General features: G+C 59.3%; 20 protein-coding genes and 2 tRNA genes. 18 read left to right on the forward strand and 4 right to left on the reverse strand.

The genetic code is table 11. From position 1 onward, the window contains the following. Positions 1-68: 68 nt before the first annotated feature. From tsaE to trxA, 6 genes are all read left to right on the forward strand, one after another. Positions 69-530, forward strand: a complete 462-nt coding sequence (gene tsaE / locus CFA77_RS07825; protein WP_242517519.1) for a tRNA (adenosine(37)-N6)-threonylcarbamoyltransferase complex ATPase subunit type 1 TsaE — start codon at positions 69-71, stop codon at positions 528-530. Beyond that, entirely contained in the window at positions 514-1,605 is a 1,092-nt protein-coding gene (locus CFA77_RS07830; RefSeq protein ID WP_206992973.1) for an aminoglycoside phosphotransferase family protein, read from the forward strand. The genes tsaE and CFA77_RS07830 overlap by 17 nt, the downstream gene beginning before the upstream one ends. Continuing rightward, positions 1,605-2,333, forward strand: coding sequence for a nucleotidyltransferase family protein (locus tag CFA77_RS07835; RefSeq protein ID WP_242517520.1), 729 nt, complete (start codon positions 1,605-1,607; stop codon positions 2,331-2,333). The genes CFA77_RS07830 and CFA77_RS07835 overlap by 1 nt, the downstream gene beginning before the upstream one ends. Next, positions 2,323-5,379, forward strand: a complete 3,057-nt coding sequence (addB, locus tag CFA77_RS07840) for a double-strand break repair protein AddB (protein ID WP_206992974.1) — start codon at positions 2,323-2,325, stop codon at positions 5,377-5,379. Before CFA77_RS07835 ends, addB begins: the two co-directional genes overlap by 11 nt. Beyond that, a complete protein-coding gene (gene addA, locus CFA77_RS07845) occupies positions 5,372-8,899 on the forward strand; it encodes a double-strand break repair helicase AddA (protein ID WP_206992975.1) in 3,528 nt (1,175 codons plus the stop codon). The genes addB and addA overlap by 8 nt, the downstream gene beginning before the upstream one ends. A 61-nt stretch (positions 8,900-8,960) precedes the next feature. Further along, on the forward strand, positions 8,961-9,281 hold the full coding sequence (gene trxA, locus CFA77_RS07850; protein WP_034813468.1) for a thioredoxin: 321 nt from the start codon (positions 8,961-8,963) through the stop codon (positions 9,279-9,281). A gap of 54 nt (positions 9,282-9,335) precedes the next feature. On the opposite strand, the gene CFA77_RS07855 is transcribed toward trxA, so the two are convergent. Continuing rightward, the gene (locus CFA77_RS07855) at positions 9,336-10,289 is read right to left on the reverse strand and encodes an ABC transporter ATP-binding protein (protein ID WP_206992976.1); all 954 of its coding nucleotides are present in this window, start codon (positions 10,287-10,289) and stop codon (positions 9,336-9,338) included. Between the two features lie 118 nt (positions 10,290-10,407). Here CFA77_RS07855 and CFA77_RS07860 point away from each other — a divergent pair, with 118 nt between their 5' ends. The 4 genes from CFA77_RS07860 to CFA77_RS07875 all read left to right on the forward strand — a co-directional run bounded on the left by CFA77_RS07860 (position 10,408) and on the right by CFA77_RS07875 (position 13,863). Further along, positions 10,408-10,611 carry a zinc-finger domain-containing protein gene (locus CFA77_RS07860; protein WP_034813464.1) on the forward strand — a complete coding sequence of 68 codons (204 nt, stop codon included), beginning with the start codon at positions 10,408-10,410 and terminating at the stop codon, positions 10,609-10,611. Positions 10,612-10,641: 30 nt separating this feature from the next. Then, a complete protein-coding gene (locus CFA77_RS07865) occupies positions 10,642-11,823 on the forward strand; it encodes an FAD-dependent monooxygenase (RefSeq protein ID WP_206992977.1) in 1,182 nt (393 codons plus the stop codon). A 73-nt stretch (positions 11,824-11,896) separates the two neighbouring features. Then, positions 11,897-13,273, forward strand: coding sequence for an L-serine ammonia-lyase (locus CFA77_RS07870; RefSeq protein ID WP_206992978.1), 1,377 nt, complete (start codon positions 11,897-11,899; stop codon positions 13,271-13,273). Then, the gene (locus tag CFA77_RS07875) at positions 13,273-13,863 is read left to right on the forward strand and encodes an exopolysaccharide biosynthesis protein (RefSeq protein ID WP_206992979.1); all 591 of its coding nucleotides are present in this window, start codon (positions 13,273-13,275) and stop codon (positions 13,861-13,863) included. The genes CFA77_RS07870 and CFA77_RS07875 overlap by 1 nt, the downstream gene beginning before the upstream one ends. A gap of 23 nt (positions 13,864-13,886) precedes the next feature. Here the strand turns inward: CFA77_RS07875 and CFA77_RS07880 are convergent, their stop codons facing one another. From CFA77_RS07880 to CFA77_RS07890, 3 genes are all read right to left on the reverse strand, one after another. After that, the gene (locus CFA77_RS07880; RefSeq protein ID WP_206992980.1) at positions 13,887-14,405 is read right to left on the reverse strand and encodes a DUF3592 domain-containing protein; all 519 of its coding nucleotides are present in this window, start codon (positions 14,403-14,405) and stop codon (positions 13,887-13,889) included. Positions 14,406-14,509: 104 nt separating this feature from the next. Then, positions 14,510-14,585 (reverse strand) — tRNA-Asn (locus CFA77_RS07885). 325 nt (positions 14,586-14,910) lie between these two features. Further along, a tRNA-Cys gene (locus CFA77_RS07890) sits at positions 14,911-14,984 on the reverse strand. 150 nt (positions 14,985-15,134) lie between these two features. On the opposite strand from CFA77_RS07890, the gene CFA77_RS07895 reads away from it, so the two are divergent. From CFA77_RS07895 to CFA77_RS07930, 8 genes are all read left to right on the forward strand, one after another. After that, a complete protein-coding gene (locus tag CFA77_RS07895) occupies positions 15,135-15,788 on the forward strand; it encodes a protein-L-isoaspartate O-methyltransferase (RefSeq protein WP_206992981.1) in 654 nt (217 codons plus the stop codon). Positions 15,789-15,919: 131 nt separating this feature from the next. Continuing rightward, the gene (locus CFA77_RS07900) at positions 15,920-17,227 is read left to right on the forward strand and encodes a TolC family outer membrane protein (RefSeq protein WP_206992982.1); all 1,308 of its coding nucleotides are present in this window, start codon (positions 15,920-15,922) and stop codon (positions 17,225-17,227) included. 95 nt (positions 17,228-17,322) lie between these two features. Continuing rightward, positions 17,323-18,063, forward strand: coding sequence for a DUF2497 domain-containing protein (locus CFA77_RS07905; RefSeq protein ID WP_206992983.1), 741 nt, complete (start codon positions 17,323-17,325; stop codon positions 18,061-18,063). Between the two features lie 81 nt (positions 18,064-18,144). Beyond that, a complete protein-coding gene (locus CFA77_RS07910) occupies positions 18,145-21,027 on the forward strand; it encodes a valine--tRNA ligase (protein ID WP_206992984.1) in 2,883 nt (960 codons plus the stop codon). Between the two features lie 43 nt (positions 21,028-21,070). Next, a complete protein-coding gene (locus CFA77_RS07915) occupies positions 21,071-22,060 on the forward strand; it encodes an isoaspartyl peptidase/L-asparaginase family protein (RefSeq protein ID WP_206992985.1) in 990 nt (329 codons plus the stop codon). Between the two features lie 62 nt (positions 22,061-22,122). After that, the gene (ilvD, locus tag CFA77_RS07920) at positions 22,123-23,850 is read left to right on the forward strand and encodes a dihydroxy-acid dehydratase (RefSeq protein WP_206992986.1); all 1,728 of its coding nucleotides are present in this window, start codon (positions 22,123-22,125) and stop codon (positions 23,848-23,850) included. Positions 23,851-23,917: 67 nt separating this feature from the next. Then, complete coding sequence (locus CFA77_RS07925; protein WP_206992987.1) at positions 23,918-24,952, forward strand: DUF3137 domain-containing protein; 1,035 nt, start codon at positions 23,918-23,920, stop codon at positions 24,950-24,952. Positions 24,953-25,050: 98 nt separating this feature from the next. Then, on the forward strand, positions 25,051-25,431 hold the full coding sequence (locus CFA77_RS07930; RefSeq protein WP_206992988.1) for a hypothetical protein: 381 nt from the start codon (positions 25,051-25,053) through the stop codon (positions 25,429-25,431). The last annotated feature ends 63 nt before the right edge of the window (positions 25,432-25,494 follow it).

A 25,494-nucleotide genomic window follows, 5' to 3' on the forward strand; every position in this document is an offset into this window, starting at 1 on the left:
GTCACCACGCGTTTTGCCGCAATTTGGTCAGGAAACGATGGTGTGTGAGGTCAGTCTTTTATATGCACATGATGATGAAATTGACCTACCGACTCGACAATGAGGCTCACACGCTCGCATTCGGCAATGCGATCGCCCCCTTGCTGAAGCCGGGCGACGTGATTGCCTTGCATGGCGGACTGGGTGTCGGGAAGACGACATTTACGCGAGGGCTGGTCCGAGCGCTCATACCGGACATTCAGGAAGTGCCGAGCCCGACATATACTCTGGTCCAAGCCTACGAGGCTCCGGATTTTCCCGTCTGGCATTTTGACCTCTATCGGCTGGGATCACCTGACGAGATGGCTGAGATTGGGTGGGACGAGACGCCGGAAGGCGTGGCGATTGTCGAGTGGCCGGAGAAAGCGGGAAAGCACCTTCCTGCGTGGCGGCTGGATATCGTCTTTGACTTTGAAGGCGAACATCGGCTCGTATCCCTGGAACCCCATGGCGAAGATTGGCGGGCGCGCTGCAATGAATTTCAATTCTAATTCCCGCGACGCGCTGATCGCTGATTTTCTTGCGCGTCATGGATGGGGTGGTGCAGACCTCAAGCCATTGGGACAAGACGCATCCACGCGCCGGTATGTTCGGATGGTGCGCGCTGATGGTTCGGCGGCGATGCTGATGGATGCTCCACGCATCGAAGCCGACCCATGCCCACCGGATGCCGATGATGCCACGCGCAACGCGATGGGCTGGAATGCACAGACGCGTTTGGCGGCCTCTCGTGTCGACGCCTTCGTCCTGATTGCGCACCATCTCAGATTACTCGGTTTTGAGGCGCCGGAGATATTTGCGCATGATACTGAAGTCGGGTTGGCTATTCTGCAGGATTACGGCGACGGTAAGGAATTGGCTCGGCAGATCGAGCAGGATCCAGCTTTGGAAGTGCCCGCCTACATGCTGGCCGCTGGCATGTTGGCAAAACTTCATCAGCAACCGATCCCCGAGGCTGTGATCTATGGGTCCGAGCAATGGCCCATTCTCGATTTTGACCGCCTCGCATTGTCCTCGAATGCTGACCTGTATGCGGACTGGTTGCCAGTGGAGGCGGGTGGCGGTGCGCTGACTGGACTTGCCCGCGTTAGGTGGGAGTCCGAACGTGATGCCCTGATCGAACAGGCAATGTCGTTCCCGCGAGTGTTCACTCTGCGTGACTATCATGCAGAAAACCTGCTCTGGTTGGGCGACGACCGCATCGCGCTGCTCGATTTTCAGGACGCGGTGAAGGGCTGGGATGCGTGGGATATGGCCATGCTGACCCAGGACGCGCGACGGGACGTTTCGCATGAGGCGTCCGAAGCCGCGATCCGGCACTATCTCGACCAGACCGGCAAGACGCGCGAGGCCTTTGACGAGCGGCTCGCCGTGATTGGGGCTCTCAACGCGCTGCGTATTGCAGGTGTGTTCTCCCGGTTGCAGCATCGTGATGGCAAGGCCCGGTATGGCACATTCCAACCGCGCCAACTGAAACTGCTGGCCCGCAATCTGTCCCACCCCGCACTGGAGCCCATGGCGGCCTTCGTGCGGGAGACGACCCCCTTCGTGTTCAAGGAAAGCTGATGTCATCAAATATTCCGCATACGGCGATGGTGCTGGCCGCCGGGCTCGGTACCCGGATGCGGCCGCTGACGGACACATGTCCGAAGCCCCTGATAGAGGTTGGTGGCAAGCGTCTGATGGACCGGATGATCGACCCACTGATCGAAGCGGGCGTTCAGCGGATCGTCGTCAATGTCCATTGGCTCGCCGATCAGGTCGAGGATCATGTTTCGGGCATCAAGGGTGTGGACCTGATTGTGTCGGACGAACGTGGCGAAGTGCTTGAAACAGGCGGCGCGCTGGTGAAAGCCGCGCCGATGCTTGGCGATGATCCCGTCTTCGTGGTCAATACAGATGCGTTCTGGGGTAAGGGTGATCCGAGACCTTTCCTCGATCTGGCCAGCGCATTTGACCCAGCGCAGATGGACGAGATCCTCCTTCTCGCGGATACGCAGCGCAGCCTGGGATATGGGGGCGCCGGAGACTTTCTCCGTGCCGAGGATGGCAGCCTCAAGCGACGCGGCGAAAACCCGTCTGCCCCATGGGCCTATGCGGGAGTACGTATCCTCAAACCGCAAGCATTCTCAGGCCTCGCCGTGGAGCGCTTCTCGGTTGCTTGGCGAATTTGGGGGCCGCTTGTCGAATCCGGACGGCTGCATGGTCTGCCACTGGATGATTTCTGGCTGCATGTGGGCGATCCGGACGCCCTGAAAGATGCCGAAATGTGGTTGCGCTGCCATGGCGCGTGATCCTGCCCTGTTTGGCGTAGGCGCGCCAAAAGTCTGGTCCATCCCGCCGGGCGAAAACTTCCTGAAATGCCTCGCAGCGGAACTGGCTCGCGCGGTGGATTTGCAAAACATCCCGGATGCGTTGGCGGACGCCACCATTTATGTTCCAAACCGCCGGTCTGCGCGGGAATTGTCTGCCGCTCTTTTCCTCGCCGCGAACGAAACCCCGATCCTGTCGCCAGACATCCGGGCGATGGGCGATCTCGAAAGCGACGAGGCCCCGCCTGTCGCCGAGTTTTCAGTAACCGATTTGCCCCCAGCACTGGCGCCTGCCAAGCGGCTCGGAACATTGGCCTCTCTTGTGCAGGCCTATTATCGCGAGAGTTCCGGCATGGATGTTCCGCCATCGTCGGCGCTTGCAGCCGCGAACGAGCTGGCGCGATTGCTGGACCAGGCTCATCTCAGCCCCGGGGCTGACTGGAGTGGGCTGGCAGATCTGGCGAAAGACGCCGACCTTGCCCAGCATTGGGAGAACTCGGCCAAATTCCTCGAAATCATAACCGATGCTTGGCCGAAATGGCTTGAAGAGCAGGGCGTCACCGACCCCCTTCAAAGGAGATTGCTGGCTGCGGAAGCGACCGCAGAGGCTTGGCTGGCGCATCCACCCGAGGCACCGGTCATCATTGCCGGCTCGACCGGGGCGACGCCTGCCGGGCGCGTGTTGATGAAAGCCGCGCTGCAATTGCCGATGGGGCTTATCGTTTTGCCCGGGCTCGATTCTGCCGCCTCGGAAGAGCATCGTGCCGGTATTCTTTCCGAGGTCGGACATCCGCAAAATACGTTGCTCAATACACTGGTCGCGCTCGAAATTGAGCCGGGGGCTGTGGCTGAATGGCATGGCATCGAGATTGGCCCCAAGCGCGACGCGCGCCGTCGCATGATCATGGAGGCGCTCGCGCCCGCCGATGCCACAGCAGACTGGCGAGATACCCTCGACCAACTTTCCGCAACAGCCGGCACCGACGTGCCAAGTTTTGCAAGAGACGCACTGGAAGGCCTGTCGCTCGTAGAGGCTGCGGACGAATCTGCTGAAGCGAGTGCGATCGCCCTGATGATGCGCGAGACATTGGAAGCCAAGGACCGGACGGCGGCCCTTGTCACGCCGGATGCTGGTTTGGCGCGCCGGGTTTCCGCCCTGCTGAAGCGTTGGGACATCAGTGTGCCGCCGTCGGCCGGTATTCCGGTTGGGCGGACAGCCGCCGGTAGCTTCGTGGGGCTCTGCGCGAAATGGGCGGTCGATCCGGGCGACCCGGTCCTGATCGTGGCGGTTCTAACCCATGAACTGGCCGCGCCAGTCGATGATCTCGCCGACTTTGAGCTTCATTTCCTGAGAGGTCCGCGACGATGGAAATCCCTTCAGGAACTGGTCGAGAGCATTCGCACTCGAGATATGATCGAGCCCTATCCGCAATTCGGGCCAGATGATCAGATTAGGGGGATCACGCTTGTGGATTCCCTGATTGCCCGGTTCGAGCATGCCGACGCGGACCTTAGCCAGATTGAAGAAGTAACCGGCGACGACGCAATTCAACGTATCGCAGCCTTGGCGGAATCGGTCAGCCAGACGCCGATGCCTTGGGCTGGGGAAGACGGCGCAGCCACGAGCCGCTTGCTTGAATTCGTGCGCGAGGTCTCTGAATCCCTGGGACCGATGCGACCGGCCGCACTCGCCGATCTCGTCAATGCGCAGGCGTCCCAGATGACCGTCAGTTTTGGTGAAGCCGAGCATCCGCAACTCTCGATCTGGGGGCCGCTGGAAGCGCGACTTCAGTCTGCGGATCGGGTGATCCTTGCTGGACTCAATGAGGACGTTTGGCCAAAGCGCCCGGCGCCGGACGCGTTCCTGCCCCGGCATTTCCGTGCGCGCCTCGGCCTGGGTGATCCTGAAGAGCGCATGGGACTTGCCGCGCACGACTTTGCCCAGCTTGCCTGCGCACCGGATGTCACTCTGGTTTACGCCTCACGGCGAAATGATGCACCGGCAGTCGCGTCGCGCTGGGTCTGGCGGCTCAAGACGCTCGCAGAAGGCGCGCTGGAAAATCAGGCTACAGATCATTTCACCCCCACGGCGTTTGATCCGATCGAACTGGTGGAAGGTCTAAAGTTGAATCGGGTCAATGCATTTTCTGACTTTAGCGCCGAGCCGACTCCATCCGCGCGCCCTGAAGGCTGGCCCGCGCGCTTGTCCGCCACACGCGTCGACCTTTTGCAGCGCGATCCATATGCGCTCTGGGCTGAACAGGTGCTGGGCCTCTCCTCAATCGATGCGCTGAATGATGAACTCGGCCCTGCGCCGCGTGGGACCGCAATTCATAGGGCGCTAGAGCTGTTCGAGGAAGACGGAAATCCGAAGACGGCCGAACACTTGATGGGCCTGCTCAGGCAGGAATTGCTGCGTGTGGGCGAACCTGGCGACGCATGGGCGGCGCGTGAGGCTGTGTGGCGGCGTACAGTAGATTGGTTCATGGTCTGGCGTAGTCAGCGAGATACGTCGGGCGGCAAGTTGAAGCAGGAAGTCAAGGGTTCCATTGAGTACAGCGTTGCCGGTAAGCCGTTCACTTTGTCGGCGACCGCTGACCGGATAGAGCAAACGGCCCGGGGCGATCTTGTCATTGTGGACTTCAAGACGGGCAGTCCGCCGCGCGACAAGGAAGTGGCCACAGGGCTTAGCCAGCAAATGCCTTTGCAGGCCCTTATAGCCCAGAAGGGTGGCTATGACGGGGTGCCAGCGGCACGGGTTGACCAGTTGCACTATGTGGCCTTCAAGGCGAAGCCCGATGCATTCAGCCTGGGGGGCAAGCACAACCTCCCGACAGAGCCCGCCGACATGGCAACCATGGCTGAAGATGGCCTGTTGCGCCTGATTGAGGCCTATCGCGAACCCAGCTCGAAATTCCTGTCTGCGCCGCGGGTGAAATTCGTGAAATACGACAATGGCTACAATCTCCTGGCCCGCCGTGCCGAGTGGGCAGGTGATACCGAAGACGGGGAGGGCGGGGATGCCTGACGTGAAGATGCCCATTACTCCGCCGGATACGGAAGACTACCGTCGTGCGAACACTGCCCAGCTCGTTTCGGCCGATCCGGCACGTCCGGTTTTCGTTATGGCGAATGCGGGCAGCGGCAAGACAAAAGTCCTGATTGATCGCGTCGCTCGCCTGTTGCTGCGCCGCGAAGATGGGCGCGTGGGCGCTGCTCCGGATTCGATCCTTTGCATAACTTACACAAAGGCCGCCGCAAACGAGATGCTGTCGCGTCTGTTTCGAACGCTCGGCAAATGGTCGATCATGCGCGACGACAAGTTGCGCGAGGAATTGTCCCGCCTGGAGGGGCGACCGAAAGATGCCTACAAGACAGATGACCTGAGAGCGGCCCGCGCACTCTTCGCTCGCGCGCTTGAAACACCGGGCGGCCTTCGGATCGAAACGATTCATGCGTTCTGTGCGCGCATCCTGCGACGCTTCCCGTTGGAGGCCGGCGTGCTACCCGGCTTCGCAGAGATTGAAGAAGATGAGGCTCAGGAAATTTGGCAATCCGTTCGTGCGCAAGCGGTGCTGAACGCAAGTGAGGTGGCTCCTGAAGCTTTGAACGTATTGGCGCTGGAAGGGGGGCATGATGGTGCGGACGTTGCGTTGAATGCCATGCGGTTCCAGATGAGCGTCTATCTTGATTTCGCTGAAACGCATGCATTCAATCAGGCTGCGATGCGTGCTGCTCTCATTGAGGGGCTGAACGCACCTCAGGCGAGCCCTTCAGAAATTCTCGAGCTGGAAATGGGCTCGCAGATGCCGGTTGGTGCACTGCGAGAGGCCCTCATCAGTCTTCGCGCCTCTGGCAAGCGTGATGATACCCGTACGGCCAATTCCGTAGAGGCGGCGCTTTACGAAGAAGACCCGGGCCGCCGGTGGGGCTGTTACAAGGGTGCCTTCTTCGGCGCTCAGGGCAACGCATACAAATCCCTTTACAATGCAGAGGCGGGTAAGGATGCCAATGTGGTCGCGCTGTTCGCGACCAAGGATGAAATTGGGTCAGAAGTGGCGCGCGTTGAGGCGCTCGCGGCGAAGTTGAAGCTGGCCGAGACCGTAGAGCGCACCTCCGCTCTGTTGGAAGTCGGGCTGGATGCGCTGGTCGCATACCAGGAAGCGAAGCGTCGTCGCGGCGCGCTCGATTTCGACGACCTTATCCGCAAGACACGTGACTTGCTCACCCGGACCGGCATGTCCGACTGGGTACTTTACAAACTGGACGGAGGAATCAGTCACATACTGCTCGATGAAGCACAGGATACCAGCCCAGAACAATGGCAGCTGATCAATGCGTTGACGGAAGAATTCACCGCGGGCATCGGCGCCGAACGCCAACAGGACCCGCGCACCTTGTTCGTGGTGGGGGATGAGAAACAGTCTATCTATTCCTTCCAGGGCGCAGAGCCTGCCCAGCTTCGTGCGCAGGAGCAGGCCTATATCCAGAAGGATCCGGCGGCCCTGTCCCAAACCATGGAAATGTCGTTCCGGTCATCGCCGGAAATTCTCGGCTTCGTCGACGCGGTCTGGAACTCGGCCCCGCCGGTCGACATTGCATCTGGCGCACAACCTCCGCTGACGGCGGATGAGGTGACACATACGGCTCGTCGCGCGAACCAGCCCGGCTTGGTAGAGCTCTGGCCGGTGGATGAGCGTGACGAGGACGAAGACGCTGATGCGTGGTCACGACCCGTAAATGCGCTGCGTTCAAGTTCTCCAAAGGCGCAGCTTGCAAGCCGGCTTGCAAAACAGTTGAAAGCCATGGTGGATCGGGGCGAGACCGTATGGGAGGAATTGCCGACACGGGACTGGCAGCGCCGGGCCATGAAGCCTGAGGATATTCTGATCTTGGTGCGTAGCCGGACGGGTGGCCTCTTCGATGCAATGATTTCAGCGCTCAAGTCCGAAGGTCTCCCGGTTGCTGGGGCCGACCGGTTGAAGCTCACCGACCATATTGCAGTACAGGATTGCCTGAACTTGATGCGGTTTGCGCTCCTGCCAGAGCGTGATCTGACACTGGCGGAAATCCTGCGCGGGCCTTTCGTCGGACTGGTGGACGATGATTGGTATCTGTTCCGGCTTGCGAGCAAGCGCAGAAAGGGCGAGACGCTCTGGTCGCGCGTTCGCGCGAGTGACGATCCCGATGTGCAGGCTGCCGAAAGATTTTTGTCAGGCCTGCTGGAGCGTCGCCATGAGCCGCCGTACGAATTTCTCTCGCGGGTGCTGGATGTGCCGGGGGCGGACGATTTGACGGGTTGGGACAAGATCAATGCACGGCTTGGTACGCCGGCTCATGATCCTGTTGAGGCACTGCTTTCCCGCGCTCAAGGCTTTGATGCGACGGAGCCGTCTTCACTGCAGGGCTTCGTTGCAGAGATGGAGTCGAAGCTTGTCGAGATCAAGCGAGATCTCGCCGCGCCTGAAGGAAAGGTCAGGGTGATGACGGTGCATGGTGCCAAGGGGCTTCAGGCTCCGGTCGTCGTGCTGCCCGATACGACCGCTGGGCCGAAGTCTGTTTCATCGTCCATGTTCACCGTCAGCGACATGCCGATCTGGTCTCCCCGCAAGGACAGCGACATCCCCGCTGCAGAGCATGCGCGTGCTGTTGCGAACGCAAAATCCGAAGAAGAGTTTCGCCGGCTTCTCTATGTTGCGCTGACCCGCGCGCAGGACCGGTTGATCATTGCCGGTCATTGGCATGGTGCGCGCCCGCCCGGGTATCATGACCGGAGCTGGTACGCATTGTGTGGCGCGGCCATGAGCCGGTTTGCTGAAGAGGCTGATGAGGATGGCATCCGCAGGTTTGGACGGGTGCCTCCGAAAGACCGGGATGTATTTGAAGAATCCAAAGCGCATTCAGCGCTGCCAGACTGGGTGTTTACGCCACCCCGTCAGGCCGAACGCCAGCGCAGGTTCGGCGCGCCGTCCAGCCTGCTTGGCCGCAAGACACCGGTCCTTGCGCCTTTCAGCCAGACGCGGCAGGCGCGCCTGCGCCGCGGTAGAATCATTCATTCCTTGCTGGAATACTTGCCGGCGCTGGACCTTGCCGCGCGCCAGGCGGCCGCGGATAGGTACCTGTCCCGCCTATCCGACCTCACAGATTCTGATCGCCACGAAATGAACGCTGCGGTCTTTGGCATTCTGGACGCGCCAGACATGCAGCGTGTGTTCCGGCCCGGCGGGCGCGCGGAGGCTGCGATTGTCGGTTCGGCGCCTGAGCTGCCGGACGGGCTGATCATCAATGGCCGGGTCGACCGGCTGGTGGTGACGGATGACGAAGTGCTGATTGTCGATTTCAAGACCGATCAGCCTGCGCCTGACAGGCCGGACGGTGTAGCAGAAACGTATCGTGCCCAGATGGCGGCTTATTGGGCTGTTCTGAGGCGGGCCTATCCCGGACGGACGGTGCGCACGGCGCTTTGCTGGACTGACGGTCCACGCCTGATGTTCTTGCCTGAGGAGATGCTATTAGAAGCTCTAAAGGGTGCGCAGAGCCCGGTTTGACTTCCCAATAGAGTTCCTATGTATGTTCCAACTGAAACAGAAAGCATGAAGGAGCCACGCTATGGCTGCGGTGAATGTTACCGACGATGAATTTGACGGCCTGATCGGCGATTCCGATTTGCCGGTGGTTGTGGACTTCTGGGCTGAGTGGTGCGGCCCATGTAAGCAGATGTCGCCGCACATTGATGCGGTGTCCGAAGAGCTGGCAGGCCAGATCAAGGTCGCCAAGATCGACGTGGACGAGAACCCAATCGCGCCTTCGAAGTATGGAGTTCGGGGTATGCCGACTCTCATGATCTTCAAGGATGGCAAAGTTGCCGCGACGCACTTGGGCGCGATGAGCAAACAAGCCATCTCTGACTGGATCAAGCAAAGCGTCTAAAACGTCTTGCTAAGTAGATATTGAAAAAACGCCGGCAGCGATGTCGGCGTTTTTTTATGCAGCTTGCGTGGTCAGGGCGATGAAGACGTCTTCAAGGTCAGGTGCTTCTGTAACCAGGTCGCCAATTCCGATTCCGTTTGAGCGTACAGTCTCCAGCAACCTGCCGATACCGGTTTCGCTTGACCGGAACGTAATGGCGAGATCGCCATCGGGGCGCAACACTGCATCCATATCCGACAGGGCAGCGGGTACGGTCGCAAGCGGTTCCTTCGGCGTAATCACCAGCGTCTTGTAGTCGAGGCGGGAAAGTAGTTGTGGGGTCGGCTCGCAAGCAACAATTTCACCATGGTTCACGATGGCGATTGAATCACACAGCTCCTCGGCCTCTTCCAGATAATGAGTCGTCAGGATGATTGTCGTGCCTTTGTCGTGAAGTTCCCGCACATAGGTCCAGAGAGACCTGCGCAGTTCCACATCGACACCCGCTGTTGGCTCGTCGAGAATCAGGACGGGGGGATTGTGGACGAGAGCCTTGGCCACCATCAGGCGACGTTTCATGCCGCCCGACAATTGGCGCACATAGGCATCCTTCTTGTCATCGAGCCCGACGGCTGTGAGGATTTCAAGGCTGCGGCGCTCCGATTTCGGCACGCCGTAAAAACCAGCCATCAATTCAAGCATTTCCAAAGGCGTGAAGAAGGGATCGGCAACGATTTCCTGATTGACCACTCCGATGGCTGCCCGACTCTGGCGTGGATATTTGTCGATATCCAGCCCCCAAATGCTCGCCGAACCAGACGTCTTGTTCACAAGGCCAGCCAGAATGTTGATAAAGGTCGATTTTCCCGCACCGTTCGGACCAAGCAGTCCAAAGATAGAGCCACGCGGAATCTCCAGATTCAGGCCCTTTAGCGCATGCTTTTCGGGCATCTTGCCAGATGCGCGATAGATTTTGTTGAGGTCTTTGACTTCAATGGCGAAGTCAGGGGCAGGTTTGCTGGACGACATGTGGGGGCCTTTTCACTCTGTCCATTCGATCTTGCGCCGATGGGCGGTGCAATCTAGGTAGGACCATGTGGCACCGGTAACAACCATGCCAACGAAATTGCAGATGGAATTACAAGTCATGTCCACGAAACGCGATGTGTTCGACCCGCCGGAAATCTCAATGGTGACGAGCCATAGGGTCTCGTGCAATGGCGGCGGCGGCGCCCTCGGACATCCGCGCGTTTGGTACGAAATGGGCGACGAGGATTTCGTCGAGTGCAAATATTGTGACCGGCGATTCGTTCTGATCGGCGGCAAGCAAGACCCTTCACGGGCGCGATGATTGCGGCCGGATGATGTGTGAGGTGTCCGAATGCGCGTCCTGATAGCAGGCGGAGGCATTGGGGGCCTGACCGCCGCTCTGGCGCTCGATCATTTTGGACACGAGGTTTTCGTTTTCGAACAGTCCAGCGTGCTGGATGAAGTCGGCGCGGGTATCCAGCTCAGCCCCAATGGCATGCAGGTGCTCAATCAGCTGGGAGTATCCGCCCGCATTCTCAAGGATGCGTTCCGTCCCAAGGCTCTGGAAATGCGGATGGGCCGCAGCGGTCGTCGGCTGTTCGACATCCCGCTCCGCAAGTCGGCGATCAATCGCTGGGGCGCTGACTATCTCCATGTCCACCGGGCTGACCTGATCCAGGCTCTCTACGATGCACTGGTCGCACGCCGTCCGGAAGCAGTCAGTCTTGGCCGAAAAGTTGTTTCCTATCAGAAGGATGAGACTGGCGTTCGTGCGACATTGGACACCGGCGAAACTGTCGAGGGCGAGCTTCTTGTCGGCGCAGATGGTATTCATTCTGTCGTCCGGACTCAGATGCTCGGCACTGAAGCGCCCCGATATACTGGCATGACGGCTTGGCGGGCCATGTCCGCTGTATCGGACCTGACCGAAATCCCGCCTCCAACGGCCACAGTCTGGACCGGATCTCGCAGACATGCGGTCACCTATCTGCTGAGAGGCGGCAGTCTCGCCAATTTCGTTGGCGTGGTGGAGCGCAAGGCGAAGCATCTGGAATCATGGACCGCTGAAGGATCGCGAGAGGATGCGCTCGCTGATTTCAAGGGATGGCACTCATCCGTCACCGGCATCATCGAACACGCGCCGGTGCTGCACCGCTGGGCGCTGTTTGACCGCGACGAGTTACCGCGCTGGTCCGACGGGCGCGCAGTATTGATGGGGGATGCTTGTCATCCGATGTTGCCTTTCCTTGCGCAGGGCGCCGTGATGGCCATTGAAGATGCCTATGTGCTTGCAAGGGAAGTTTCGTCCGCGGCAGACCTGCCAGACGCTCTCAAGGCCTATGAGGCCTGCCGCAAACCGCGCACCAGCAAGGTTCAGGCGGGCGCGAGAGAGAATGCGAGCCTTTTCCATCGCAGTAATCCAGTAACCCAATTATCCACATACGGTCCCATGTGGATGGCCGGCCGCATGATGAAGGGCTTTATCCATTCGCGGAATGACTGGCTGTATGGGCACGACGTCACGCTGGGCTGAGTGGCGCACGGCTTGTCAGCTCGCTGGGAAGCGGGCATTCAGATGTTTCATTTGAAACAATATTCGGGTCCCTATGCTTTCAGTTCTCGACCTATTTCGCGTGGGGATTGGCCCCTCCAGTTCCCACACAGTTGGGCCCATCCGGATTGCGGCGCGTTTCTCTGACGGACTTGCGAAGGCGGGCAATCTCTCACAAGTTCAGCGGATCGAGGTGGAGCTACAGGGCTCCTTGGCGCTGACGGGGGAGGGGCATGCTACGCCGAAGGCGGTTCTACTTGGGCTCGCCGGGTTTGCACCAGAGACTTTGGATCCGGACGCGGCAGATGCGGCCGTCTCTGAGATCAACTCCAGCCACAATCTCTCCTTGGCCGGAACGCACCAGATCACGTTTGATCCGGATAAGGATATCGTATTCGCATATGGAATTATCCCGAGCCTGCATCCCAACGGCATGCGGTTAAGGGCGTTCGACGCATCGGGTGAAATTTTGTCCGACGAGACGTGGTATTCAACAGGCGGGGGATTCATTGCCTCCCAGCGCCAACTTGAAAAGCCGCTTGAAGACGATCTCATCCAGACTCAAGTCGACGTGCCTTACCCTTATTCGTCTGCCGCTGAGCTAATCACGATGTGTTCGCAGAACGACCTCACGATTGAACATCTCGTCCTGGCCAACGAGGATTCCCTGCGGCCTCGGTCTGAAACGTTTGAAGCGCTCGACCGTATCTCTGACGTTATGGCGAAATGCATTGAGCGGGGCCTGTCACAGACGGGAACCCTACCGGGCAAGCTAAATGTCAAACGTCGCGCTGCATCGCTCTGGGCGAAGCTCGCGAATGATCATGGCTCAAACGAGCGCGAGCAATTGTTTGACTGGCTCAATGTGTATGCCATGGCGGTGAATGAGGAAAACGCGTCGGGGGGCCAGGTGGTCACCGCGCCAACAAATGGCGCCGCTGGTATTATCCCTTCCGTGATCCGCCATTATTGCAGTGGTACAGACGATGCACGTGACCGTACGCGTAAATTCCTGCTTACCGCGGGCGCGATTGGCATTCTCTACAAGCAGCGCGCCTCAATCTCGGGTGCCGAGATGGGATGTCAGGGTGAAGTCGGCGTGGCTTGTTCCATGGCGGCTGGCGGCCTCGCTGCCGTTTGGGGCGCAGTTCCACAACAGGTGTCCAACGCAGCGGAAATCGGTATGGAGCACAATCTCGGCCTGACATGTGACCCGGTTGGCGGGCTTGTCCAGATACCTTGCATCGAACGCAATGCCATCGGAGCGGTGAAAGCCGTCAATGCGGCGCGGCTCGCCTTGCATTCAACCGGGCATTCGCATGTCTCCCTGGATCAGGTCATTGAAACAATGCGGCAGACCGGGCTCGACATGTCCACGAAATACAAGGAAACCAGTCAGGGCGGATTAGCCGTCAACGTCGTGGAGTGCTGATGACGCAAGTCAACAATCTCGGATCGCTACTGGACAGCCTGCGGGAGCAGACATCGGGAGAGAAGGTCACCGTTGGGGCCATGCTTGATGCGGTCGGTCGACGTTCTTACGGACCGCTATTACTGCTTCTGGGTTTTGTGTCGATCAGCCCGTTGACCATCATTCCGGGCGCAAACTGGCTCGTCGCCCTGATCATTCTCATAATCGCGGGTCAAATCGTCCTGGGCCTGAAATATCCATGGGTACCGCGGCGCATTCTGGATTTCGAGTTTCCGCGATCGGCGCTGATCCTGGGCGTGGAACAGGCGCATCCTTATGTTTGCCAGGTCGACCGATTCCTGAAACCGCGACTCGCATTCCTGACCGACCCGCCTTTTGTGCAGCTCGTGGCGTTGATTTGTATCGCGGCGGCGCTCGTCTCGTTTCCGCTCGGCCTCATTCCTTTCGGGCCGGTCCTGCCAGGTTTGACGGTGCTCCTGTTCGGGCTGGCGCTAACCGCGCGCGATGGATTTGTGCTGATTCTTGCGGCGCTGGGTCTTGTTGGCAGCTGCTATCTCGTCATCCGGCTGTGGGAACGTCTGATCGGCTGATCGGTCCTGACCAGGCGGAGAATTCAGTCTTCTGAAGACGGTCCGTGATTGAGTTCGGCCAGGGCAGAGCGAACCAATATGAATGTGATCAGCGCCCAAAGGCTCAGAAACAGGATCCCCGCCCCAAGCTTGTCCCAGCGAATATGGCGATAGATGACGGCCTTGGAGGGGCTTTTCGGATTAATCCAAACGGATAGGGGCTCATTCCGAGTCTTGTGCCGACTCAGTTGGCGATTGAGCTGGTGATAATAGGATTTCCGAACGCCCAAGGTTTCATCAAAGAAGGTACGACGAGAGACATGAGTCTCGTTGTCCCAGACATAGCTATACTCGGTTCGCAGTCGATATTGCCGGTTTCGATTCTGGACCTGGCTGGACAGGATGACGGCCGGACGCGCCTCCCAGTTCTGTGCTGCGATGGTCAGGCCGACAGGTTTGAGAACCGAGTAGGTGATGAAGGGGGCGATCACGCAAAACCCGGTTGCAACGATCCAAAGGACGATCGTTCCGCCAATCGGCCGCGTTCCATCTTTTTCCACCATACATGAACTCCCTTTCGGGTGTGTAGCATTTGTAGAAGAAGACTTGGAAGTCTGCGACCCGTGGATGGGCTACGTCACGTATAGGATTTTTCGGGAAGGGAAGGTGGCTCCGCGAGTAGGACTCGAACCTACGACCGGGCGATTAACAGTCGCCTGCTCTACCAACTGAGCTATCGCGGAACAGCCGGAGACGGGTGAATAGCAGACCCGAATACCCGTTCAAGCCCCCACATGCTGCGAAGTCATAAAAACTTGCAGATTCCGCAAAAAAAAGGCGGGAGACAAGCTCCCGCCGAGGCGTTGGGTGATGGTGGGTGTCTCCAAGAGAAGACAGGTACACAATCCCTCAAATTGGTTAACGGGCTGTAAACGGTTTGCAAATGTGTGAGGGAAAATTTGCCGGATCGCGTTTACGACTCCGAAATCATGGGCGTCGGGGTGCTGGCACACCTGCTGGGGCGCGCTGGTCAGGCGTGTGGCGGATAGGAGTGGTCATTTGAAAGTCTGGAGGCTCCGGCCGGAATCGAACCGGCGTACACGGATTTGCAATCCGCTGCGTAACCACTCCGCCACAGAGCCGTCCCAGAAGGCGCGTCACTTAGCAACGAACTTCGTAGCTTGCAATCTGTCCTTTTCATGCGGCGTGCGTTTATCGCGCATTGCGCCCCCGAAAACCCATGTTAAAGGGCAGGGAAACCGCGCTATAACAAAGCCCGAGAGGGAATCGAGATGAACTACGACAAAGCCCGTGAGATCATGGTCGACACGCAAGTGCGCCCGAATGATGTCTCTGACCCGCATATCGTCTCGGCTTTCCTGAAAACGCCTCGCGAAGCCTTTGTGCCGACATCGCGCAAATCGGTTGCCTATTCTGAACTGGAAATCGAGACGTCCGTGGGCCGTGCCCTCTGGACGCCGCGCGATACGGGAAAATTGGTCAAGCTGGCCGACATCAAACCATCCGACATTGTGCTCGTGATTGGTGCTGGCTCTGGCTACGAGGTGGCGCTTATCAGTCATTTGGCCGAAACTGTTATCGCGCTCGACGATACCGATGCGCGCGTGGACGCCATGTCAGAGCGCTTTGCAGCGCTTGGGATCGATCAGGCGGTTGCCGTCGAAGGTGATCTCGCTGCAGGATTGCCTGACCAGGCGCCTTTCGACGTTATCTATGTCTGCGGCATGGTCGAAACACTTCCAGAAGCCTGGACTTCGCAGTTGGCTGAGGGCGGTCGACTGGCCGTCGTGACGCTCGAGCGGGAAGGGCTTGGACGCGGCAAGGTTTACACGCGCGCAGGCGACACAGTATCGGCCCGCGAAGGATTCGATGCTTTTCCACCAAAATTCCCTGCATTCGACCGCAAGAAGTCATTTGTCTTCTGACAAGCGACAGGCCGCGACAATTTGTTAAGACTCCAGAAAAGTGAACAGTGTTCACTAATGCCGTCAGAGCCCTTATATTAGGGATCAAGCATATAAGGGGCTCAGTCGGTCTGGGTCTCAAGGAGCGCCGCATGAATTTCCACCGATCCCTCTCTGTCAGCCTTTTTGCCCTCGGCCTGACCGGGATGACCGCAGCACAAGCAGACACACTCGCCGACGCCATCAATGCAGCGCTCGCAACCAATCCGGGGCTGCAATCTCAGCGAGTTGAGACAGATATTGCTCGTGAGAGTGTGGAGCAGGCCCGCTCACAGGGGCGTACCACGGTCGATCTGACTGGGAGTGCTGGCTACCAGTACACAGATTCAAACGCAGCTTTTGCGTCGCTCTCTGGCACGAATGGCGACCGTCCGATTGCCAGCGCCCAGATTCAGGCTGCCAAACCCATTTATACCGGAGGACGTATCAATGCCGGCATCCGTCAGGCAAAGGCCGGCGTGGACGCCGCTGAATCGCAATATGATGCCGCCGTCCAGGATCTCATCCTTCAGGTCATAACGGCCTATGTCGATGTGCGCAGCGACCTCGAAACCGTTTCGATTCGCGAAAACAATGTCGAAGTGACCGGTGAGCAGGTTCGCGCGGCGTCTGACCGGTTCGACGTGGGCGTGGTGACGCGGACCGATGTTTCGCTGTCTCAAGCTCGCCTCGAAGGCGCGCGCGCCGCTCTGGCCGGCGCCGAAGCAGTTCTCGAAGCAGATATTGCAAATTATCAGTTCCTCACCGGTCTTGCGCCGGTCGATCTCGCGCCGCCGCCACCGCTGCCGCCCCTTCCGGCCTCGCTGGACGAAGCAGTCCAGATCGCGCTCGACACGAACCCGGACCTGATCGCCGCCCGCCATGCTGAACGTGCGGCTCGCGAGGCAATTGACGTTGCCCGCGGTCAGTACAAGCCTCAGATCAGCATCGTGGGCACTGCGGCGCGCCAGGAAACCTATAATGACTTCACTCAGCGCGATTCGAGCGTCTCAGCTGTGGCCCAAGGCACCATCCCGCTGCTTTCAGGCGGCCTGATCAAAAGCCAGGTGAAATCGGCCAAGCTGCAGCGCGCTCAGGCGCAGCGCCAGATCGACACGCTTCAGCGCAGCATTCGCGCTCAAATCGCACAATCCTGGTTCGCTTATGAAGCTTCCTTGCGCTCCATCTCGGCCTCCGAACGTCAGGTCGACGCAGCCCAGATCGCCTATGACGGCGCCACGGAAGAACTGGCCGTGGGCATTCGCACCACGCTGGATGTGTTGGACCAGGAACAGCAATTGTTCGAAGCCCGGCTTGCCCTCGTGCAGGCCGAGCGGGACTCCTATGTCGCCGCTCACAATCTCCTGCGCGCGACCGGACAATTGTCTCCGAACATGCTGGTTCTGGATGGCGCGGGCTGAGACTCGCGTTAACGACGATAAACGGTTGTTAACACAATCCCCGTAGCGGTTAATGCATAGGGATTCGCACTGCACCAAATATCAAGGGGCTGGCCATGGCCAATGAAGCACACAAAGAACCGACGATGGAGGAAATCCTCGCGTCGATTCGCAAGATCATCTCAGATGATGACACGGCTCCACAGGCGGAAGAATCGGCGCACGCCGAAGAGACTTCCGCGCCTGTCGAGGCTGAAGCCTCATTCGATGAGGATGATCTGCACGATATTGATGACGTCATGTTCGAGGACGAACCGGCAGCGGACGAGGCTTCTGCCGAAGAGGTCGTGGCTGACGAAGACGCCTTTGAAGTAGAATTCGAGCAATTCGACTCCAGCGCCGACGAAGTCAGCGAGCCGCCAAGCTTCGAAGAAATGCTTGGCGCGGCGCGCGCTGTCGTGGCGGCCCCCAAGGCCGAAGAGGCTGAGGAAGTCGTAGAAGAAGTGTTTCCCGAAGCGCTCGTTGAAGAAGTCGCTCCGGAGCCCGAACCAGAGCTTGAACCTGAACCCGCTGCCCCCGAACCGGTGGCTGCATCCGTATCCGTGGAGGAAGACATGGCGGCTACCGCACGTTATCAGCAAACCATCCTGACCGACGACCAGACTGCCGATGTGGCCGCTGGTGCACTCGGCAAACTCATTTCCAAAATGGATATGGGCGGCGACAATACGATTGAGGGCCTCGTACGCGAGATGCTCAAGCCGATGATGAAGGACTGGCTCGATGCCAACCTTGCAAAGATCGTCGAGGAAAAGGTGGAGGCCGAAGTACAGCGCATCGCACGCATGGCGCGCTAGCCTCTCCTGACAAATACGTTATAGGGAAGGGCGCGCCGTCACTGGCGCGCCTTTTCTTTTAGATGGAATACGCCTGAAACGATGCTCGACCAAAGATTTGACCCCGCCAAAGCCGAACCCCGCCTGTACAAGGCCTGGGAAGAAAACGGATGCTTCAAACCCTCCGGCGACACGTCTGCACAAGCTTATTCCATCGTCATCCCGCCGCCGAATGTCACCGGCGTGCTGCATATGGGCCACGCCTTGAACAATACGTTGCAGGATGTCCTGATCCGGTTCGAGCGCATGCGCGGCAAGAATGTGCTGTGGCAGCCGGGCACCGACCATGCCGGCATCGCAACGCAGATGGTGGTCGAACGCCAGATGGCCCAGTCCGGTGACAATGTCACCCGCCGCGACATGGGTCGCGAGGCCTTTGTCGATCGCGTGTGGAACTGGAAAGAGGAATCCGGCGGTGCCATTGTCGGCCAGCTGAAACGTCTCGGCGCGTCTTGCGACTGGTCAAAAGAAGCCTTCACAATGGGCGACCGCAACGATCCCGACAACAGCATGATGCGCGCGGTGACGAAGGTCTTTGTCGAGCTCCACAAGAAGGGTCTGATCTATCGCGACAAGCGGCTCGTGAACTGGGACCCACACTTTCAGACTGCGATCTCGGATCTTGAAGTCGACCAGCGCGAAGTGCCGGGCCATTACTGGCATCTACGCTACCCGCTCGCGGACGGCGTCACCTATCTGCATCCGGTCAAGGATGAAGACGGCAATGTCATCGATCAGGAAATGCGCGACTACATTGTCGTCGCCACGTCCCGTCCGGAAACCATGCTTGGCGATACCGGCGTGGCAGTGCACCCGGAAGATCCGCGCTATGCAGGCCTGATTGGCAAGTTTGTCGAGCTGCCGATTGTCGGCCGCCGTATACCGATCATCGCGGATGAGTATGCCGACCCGGACAAGGGCTCTGGCGCCGTGAAGATCACCCCGGCGCATGATTTCAACGATTTCGAAGTCGGCAAGCGCGCGGGCCACACGCCGCTGAATATCCTGAATGCGACCGCGCATATCGTGGATGGTGCGGAAGCCAACGTAGCTGGCATTCCGGCTGAGTATCGCGGTCTCGACCGTTTCGACGCCCGCAGGAAGATCGTCACGGCCTTCGAGGACGCCGGGCTTCTTCAGGAGATCGAAAGTCTCAAGATCGAACAGCCCTTCGGGGACCGGTCAAATGTCGTCATCGAACCGTGGATGACGGATCAATGGTATGTCGACGCCAAGACGATGGCGCAGCCTGCCATTGCGGCGGTGAAAGAGGGCAAGACCAAATTCATCCCGGAAAACTGGGAGAAGACCTATTTCAACTGGATGGAAAACATCCAGCCTTGGTGCATTTCCCGCCAGCTCTGGTGGGGCCACCGTATTCCGGCTTGGCATTTTAATGTGGAGACAGTGCTAAGCGATTCTGACGTTGCGGAAATTGAAGTATGGGGCGACGTGATCACACCTAAAAGTAAGCCTTTCATCGTCGCGGCGACAGAGGCAGAAGCAGAAGCCGAAGCTCGCGCGCAATTGATTGAACTTCGGATAATGAACGAAGAGACGCTTTCAGACTTTGTTAGAGAGCATGGGAGTGTGTTGAAGGAACTGTATAAGCAGGACGAAGACGTTCTCGACACCTGGTTCTCCTCCGCGCTTTGGCCGTTCTCCACACAGGGATGGCCGGACAAGACACCGGATCTCGACACCTTCTTCCCGACGGCGACGCTGGTCACGGCGTTCGACATCATCTTCTTCTGGGTCGCCCGGATGATGATGATGAGCCTCGAATTCATGGGGGAAGTTCCGTTCAAGGACGTCTACATCCACGCGCTCGTGCTCGACGAGAAGGGCCAGAAAATGTCCAAGTCCAAGGGCAATGCCATGGACCCGCTGGAACTGGTCGACGAATACGGTGCCGACGCGCTACGCTTCACGATGGGCCGCATGGCCGGGCAGGGGCGCAACATCCGGCTCTCCAAACAGGCCGTCGAAGGCAATCGCAACTTCGCCACCAAGCTCTGGAATGCGGCCCGCTTTGCCGAGATGAATGAGTGCGGCGCGCCCGGCGAGATCGACTATGCCAGGGTCGAAAGCCCGGTGAACCGCTGGATCCTGGCGGAGCTGTCCCAATGCGCGGCAGAGGTCAGCAAGGGCATCGAGGATTACAAATTCAACGAAGCCGCGGGCGCGCTCTACAAATTTATCTGGAACACGCTTTGCGACTGGTATCTCGAACTCATCAAGCCGCTGCTGGCCGGCATGGACGATGCCGCCAAGCAGGAAACCCGCATGGTCTGCGGCTATGTGCTGGATGAATCGCTGAAGCTGCTCCACCCCTTCATGCCCTTCGTCACCGAAGAATTGTGGGAACGCCGCGCTGAGGGCCGCGCTGAGGCCAAGGGCTTCCTGATGCACCAGTCTTGGCCATCGACTGAGCCGTTCGCGGATGAGGCCGCCGCGGAAGAGATCAATTGGGTGATCGACATGATTACCGAGCTGCGCTCGCTCCGGAACGATCTGGGCGTTCCGGCGGGCTCCAAGCTGCCGCTGACCCTGGTCAATGCCGGGGCGGAAATCGAAAACCGCGCGATGAGCCATGAGGACGTCCTGAAGCGCCTTGCGCGCCTTGAAGACATCTCGATGACGGATGCGACCCCCGAAGGTGCGGTGACTGCGGTCATCGGCGAGACCATGTCTGCGCTTTCGGTGGCCGACATTGTCGACATCGACGAGGCCCGCAATCGGCTCGACAAGGAGCTGGCCCAACTCGACAAGGACATCAAATCCACCGAGGGCAAGCTTTCAAACGAGAAATTCGTTTCGCGCGCCCCGCCAGAGATTGTTGAAGAGAATCGCGAGCGTATCCGCGACTGGACGACGCGGCGGGAAAAGCTGAAAGCTGCCCGCAAGGGGCTTGAAGGTCTCTGACCAATGCGGGCATCCTGTTTGAGCATGAACAGGAGTTGCTCTCATGAATTTCCGCAAACTGGTGATCGCGTCGGCGGTCCTCCTCGGCGCGTGCGCTGCGACCCCGGACCCTGAGCCCGCCACGCCCGAATGGCGGCTGGTGGTCCATGGCGGCGCAGGCGTGATCACCCGCGAAGGCATGAGCCCGGAAAAGGAAGCGGCCTATACCGCCGCGCTGGAGACTGCGTTGGAAGCTGGCGCAGCCGTGCTCCGAAACGGTGGTAGCGCGCTGGATGCGGTCGAGGCGGCTGTCATCCCGATGGAAGACGATCCGCTCTTCAATTCCGGCCACGGCGCCGTGTTCACCGCGGCGGGTACTCATGAACTCGACGCATCAATCATGGACGGCCGCGACCGCAATGCCGGCGCCGTCGCTGGCGTCACCCGCGTACGCAACCCGATCAAGGCGGCGCGCGCCGTGATGGACAAATCCGAACATGTCATGTTCGCCGGAACCGGCGCCGACGCTTTTGCTGAAGCGCAGGGGCTCGACATGGTCGACAATTCCTATTTCGACACGGACCGGCGCAGGCAGTCTCTGGAGCGCGTGCTCGAAGAGCGCGCACGGACCGCCGCCGATCGTCATGGCACCGTCGGCGCGGTCGCGATCGATCAGGACGGCAATCTTGCCGCGGCGACGACGACCGGCGGCATGACAGCCAAGGCAGCGGGCCGGATCGGGGACTCGCCGCTGATTGGCGCAGCGACCTATGCCGAGAACGGCGTTTGCGCCGTGTCTGCAACTGGACACGGCGAATATTTCATCCGCGTGGGCGTGGCAAAGACCATTTGCGACAGAGTGAAACTTGCTGACGACGAAATCGAACCGGCTGCAACATCCACGCTCGCGGAAGTCGCGGAATTGGGCGGCGATGGCGGCGTCATCGTGGTGAATGGGGATGGCGGATATGCCTTCGTCTTCAACTCCGAAGGCATGTATCGTGGGGTCGTGGATGCTTCAGGGGCAAGAACTGCCATCTATGGCGGCGAATAGTCCCTTTTCCGCAACAGGATTGCGCGCTAGGGGCATTGCAGAACACACAGGATAGGACCGTCATGAGCAAGACTTGGGACAAATCGAAAATGCCCTCCCGCCACGTTACGCAAGGGCCGGAGCGCGCGCCGCATCGCAGCTATCTCTACGCCATGGGCCTGTCGACCAAGGACATCCAGAAGCCCCTCGTTGGCGTTGCGTCCTGTTGGAACGAGGCGGCGCCGTGCAACACAGCCCTGATGCGCCAGGCGCATGCGGCTTCCGAAGGCGTCAAGAAGGGCGACGGCACTCCGCGCGAATTCTGCACCATCACCGTTACGGACGGCATCGCGATGGGCCATGAGGGCATGCGGTCCTCGCTGGTCAGCCGCGACACGATTGCGGACTCGGTCGAACTGTCCATGCGTGGCCATTCCTATGATGCGCTGGTCGGCATTGCCGGCTGTGACAAATCCCTGCCGGGCATGATGATGGCCATGCTGCGCCTCAACGTGCCCAGCGTCTTCCTTTATGGCGGCTCGATCCTGCCGGGCTCCTATGAGGGCCGGGACGTCACCGTGCTCGACGTGTTTGAAGCCGTCGGGGCGCACGCCGCTGGATCGAATTCCATGACCGACGAGAAACTTCACGCGCTGGAAAAGGTCGCCTGTCCTGGCGACGGGGCGTGCGGCGGCCAGTTCACGGCGAACACGATGGCCTGCGTCTCTGAGGCCATCGGCCTCGCCTTGCCGCTCTCCTCGGCGCTGCCAGCGCCTTACACCGACCGTGACGGCTATGCCGTGGCCAGTGGTGAAGTGGTGATGCAACTGGTCGAGAAGAATCTGCGCCCGCGCGACATCTGCACGCGGGAAGCCTTCGAGAATGCGGCCATCGTCGTCGCCGCGACCGGCGGCTCGACCAATGCGGCGCTTCATCTGCCAGCCATGGCGCATGAGTGCGGCGTTCAGTTCGATCTCGAAGACGTCGCGAAGATCTTCCAGAGGACGCCTTACATCGCGAACCTCAAACCCGGTGGCGACTATGTTGCCAAGGATTTCGGCGAAGCAGGCGGCGTGCCCATGCTGATGAAGACGCTGCACGAATCCGGCCTGATCAATGGCGACTGCCTGACCGTCACCGGACAGACCTGGGCAGAATACCTCGAAGACATCGAGTGGGACCCGAACCAGAAGGTCATCTATCCGGCAACCGATCCGATCTCGCCAACCGGCGGTGTCGTTGGCCTGTGGGGATCGCTCGCCCCCGATGGCGCCATCGTGAAAGTGGCCGGACTGCACACGCTGCAATTCTCCGGGCCGGCGCGCGTCTTTGATGGCGAGGAAGCCTGTTTCAAAGCCGTGTCCAACCGCGACTACAAGGAAGGCGAAGTTCTCGTCATCCGATACGAAGGCCCCAAGGGTGGCCCCGGTATGCGGGAGATGCTGTCGACCACTGCCGCGATCTACGGTCAGGGCATGGGTGACAAGGTGGCCCTGATTACTGATGGTCGCTTCTCCGGCGCAACGCGTGGCTTCTGCATTGGCCATGTCGGACCGGAAGCGCAGGAAGGCGGCCCCATCGGCCTGCTGAAGGATGGCGACATCATCACGATCGATGCCGAAAAAGGCACGATTGATGTCCGCCTGACGCCTGCTGAGCTGGAAGACCGCAAACGTCAGTGGAAGCCCCGTATTACGGCCTATGGCTCCGGTGCGCTGCAAAAATTTGCCGCGCTGGTCGGCCCTGCACACAAGGGCGCGACGACCCATCCGGGCTTCGCGGGTGAGCGGCACGTCTACGCCGATATCTGATACAGGTTTTACCTGTCACGGAATCCAAGCTTAACTGGGGCGGTCTGTTTATGAGAGGCCGCCCCAGATGAGTCAGGATATGCCATCGACCGATCCACTCCCGTCACAACCTCCTGTCGATCCGGATGTTGTAAAGGCATTGGGTGATCTTCCAGAGGAATTCCGGGAGTTTCCCCGCCTGTTCCAGGATGAGATCAGGCCAGCACTTTTGACTCGTGAGGCCGAACGACAAGTCGCCGTCGCGAAGGCGCGACAAGCCCGCTATGTGGGGATCGCGGTTGCTGTTATCGGTGCGCTTGCCGGCGTGTTTCTTGTTCGGCATCCCTTCGCAGCAATCATCGCTGTGGTGGTCGGTGTGGGCTATCTGTACTGGGGAGGCCGTGATGTGCGTCGACTTGGCAAGGAAGCCAAGGATCTGATTGTCCTGCCCGTTGTGCGAGAGCTTGGTCTGCAATTCTTGGCGGAGCCCGGCTCTGTCGACTCTATCTACAAGCATCATGATGTTGGAATCGTGCCCAGCTGGGACCGCGCCAATTATGAGGATCGGCTGACGGGACGGCGCAAAGGCGTGGATTTCGAATTGTTCGAGGCGCATCTCGAAGAGCGCAGTACGTCGACTGATTCCAAAGGCAATACGCAAACCCGCTGGAGAACGGTCTTCAAGGGCCAATGCCTGCGCTTCGAGTTTTCCAAGCGCTTCTATGGCCGCACGCTGATCACGCGTGATTCGGGCTTCTTCAACCGATTTGGCGGGGGAAAGGGCATGTCCCGTGCCATGCTGGAAGACCCGGTGTTTGAAAAGATATTTGAGGTCTACACCACCGATCAGGTGGAGAGCCGCTACCTCCTGACGCCGGACCTCATGCAAAATCTTGTCGACTTGGAAAAGGCATTCCACGGCGGTCGGCTGAAGGCGTGTTTTGATGGTGGAGAGATGTTCATCACACTGGAGGGAGGGAACCTGTTTGAGCCTGGCAGCATGTTCAAACCCCTCGATAGTGTGGATCGCGTGCGGGAATTGCTGACTGATTTTGCGGCCATATTCCGCATCATGGATGCTGTCATTATCGGTCGTGCCCGTGAAGGCCAGGAGCGCGACTGAGATCGTTCAAATGAGGCGGTTCGGGGGCAACAGCGTTCAGCTTTGCTTCAGTGACTTTCCGCCATAAAAAGCGTGAACTTAGCAAGAGGTCCCGTTTCATGATGAAATCCATTGTCGCCAGTTTCATGCTTGTCATTGCTGCACAAACAGCCGTCGCTCAGGCGATGACGACTGCGGACGTGAAGCGGTGTAATGCCATGGCGGCAACCATGGCGCCGAAGAAGGCGGAGATCGAAACGCTGCGGGCCAAACGTGATGAATTGGCGATCCGTGTGGAAGAGTTGGGTGAGGTTTGGGAAGACGCTGAAATCCATCGCTTGGCCTCGCCTGCGCACGCTGCGACAGCTGATGAGACCAAGTCTACCTATCAGACTGCCAGGAAGGAGCTGATGGCAAAAGAGCGTGGGCTGCAAGCCGTTGCACGCCAGTTCAATCAGGACATTGCCTCATATAATCAGAGCTGCGCCACCGCCAAATAGGCGGCAATTCCCTTCTCCATTCGTGCTGGACCTCAGCCTGCGATGATGCGCAACTGGCGCATC

This window comes from Hyphomonas sp. KY3, assembly GCF_017309975.1.
GTDB lineage: Bacteria > Pseudomonadota > Alphaproteobacteria > Caulobacterales > Hyphomonadaceae > Hyphomonas.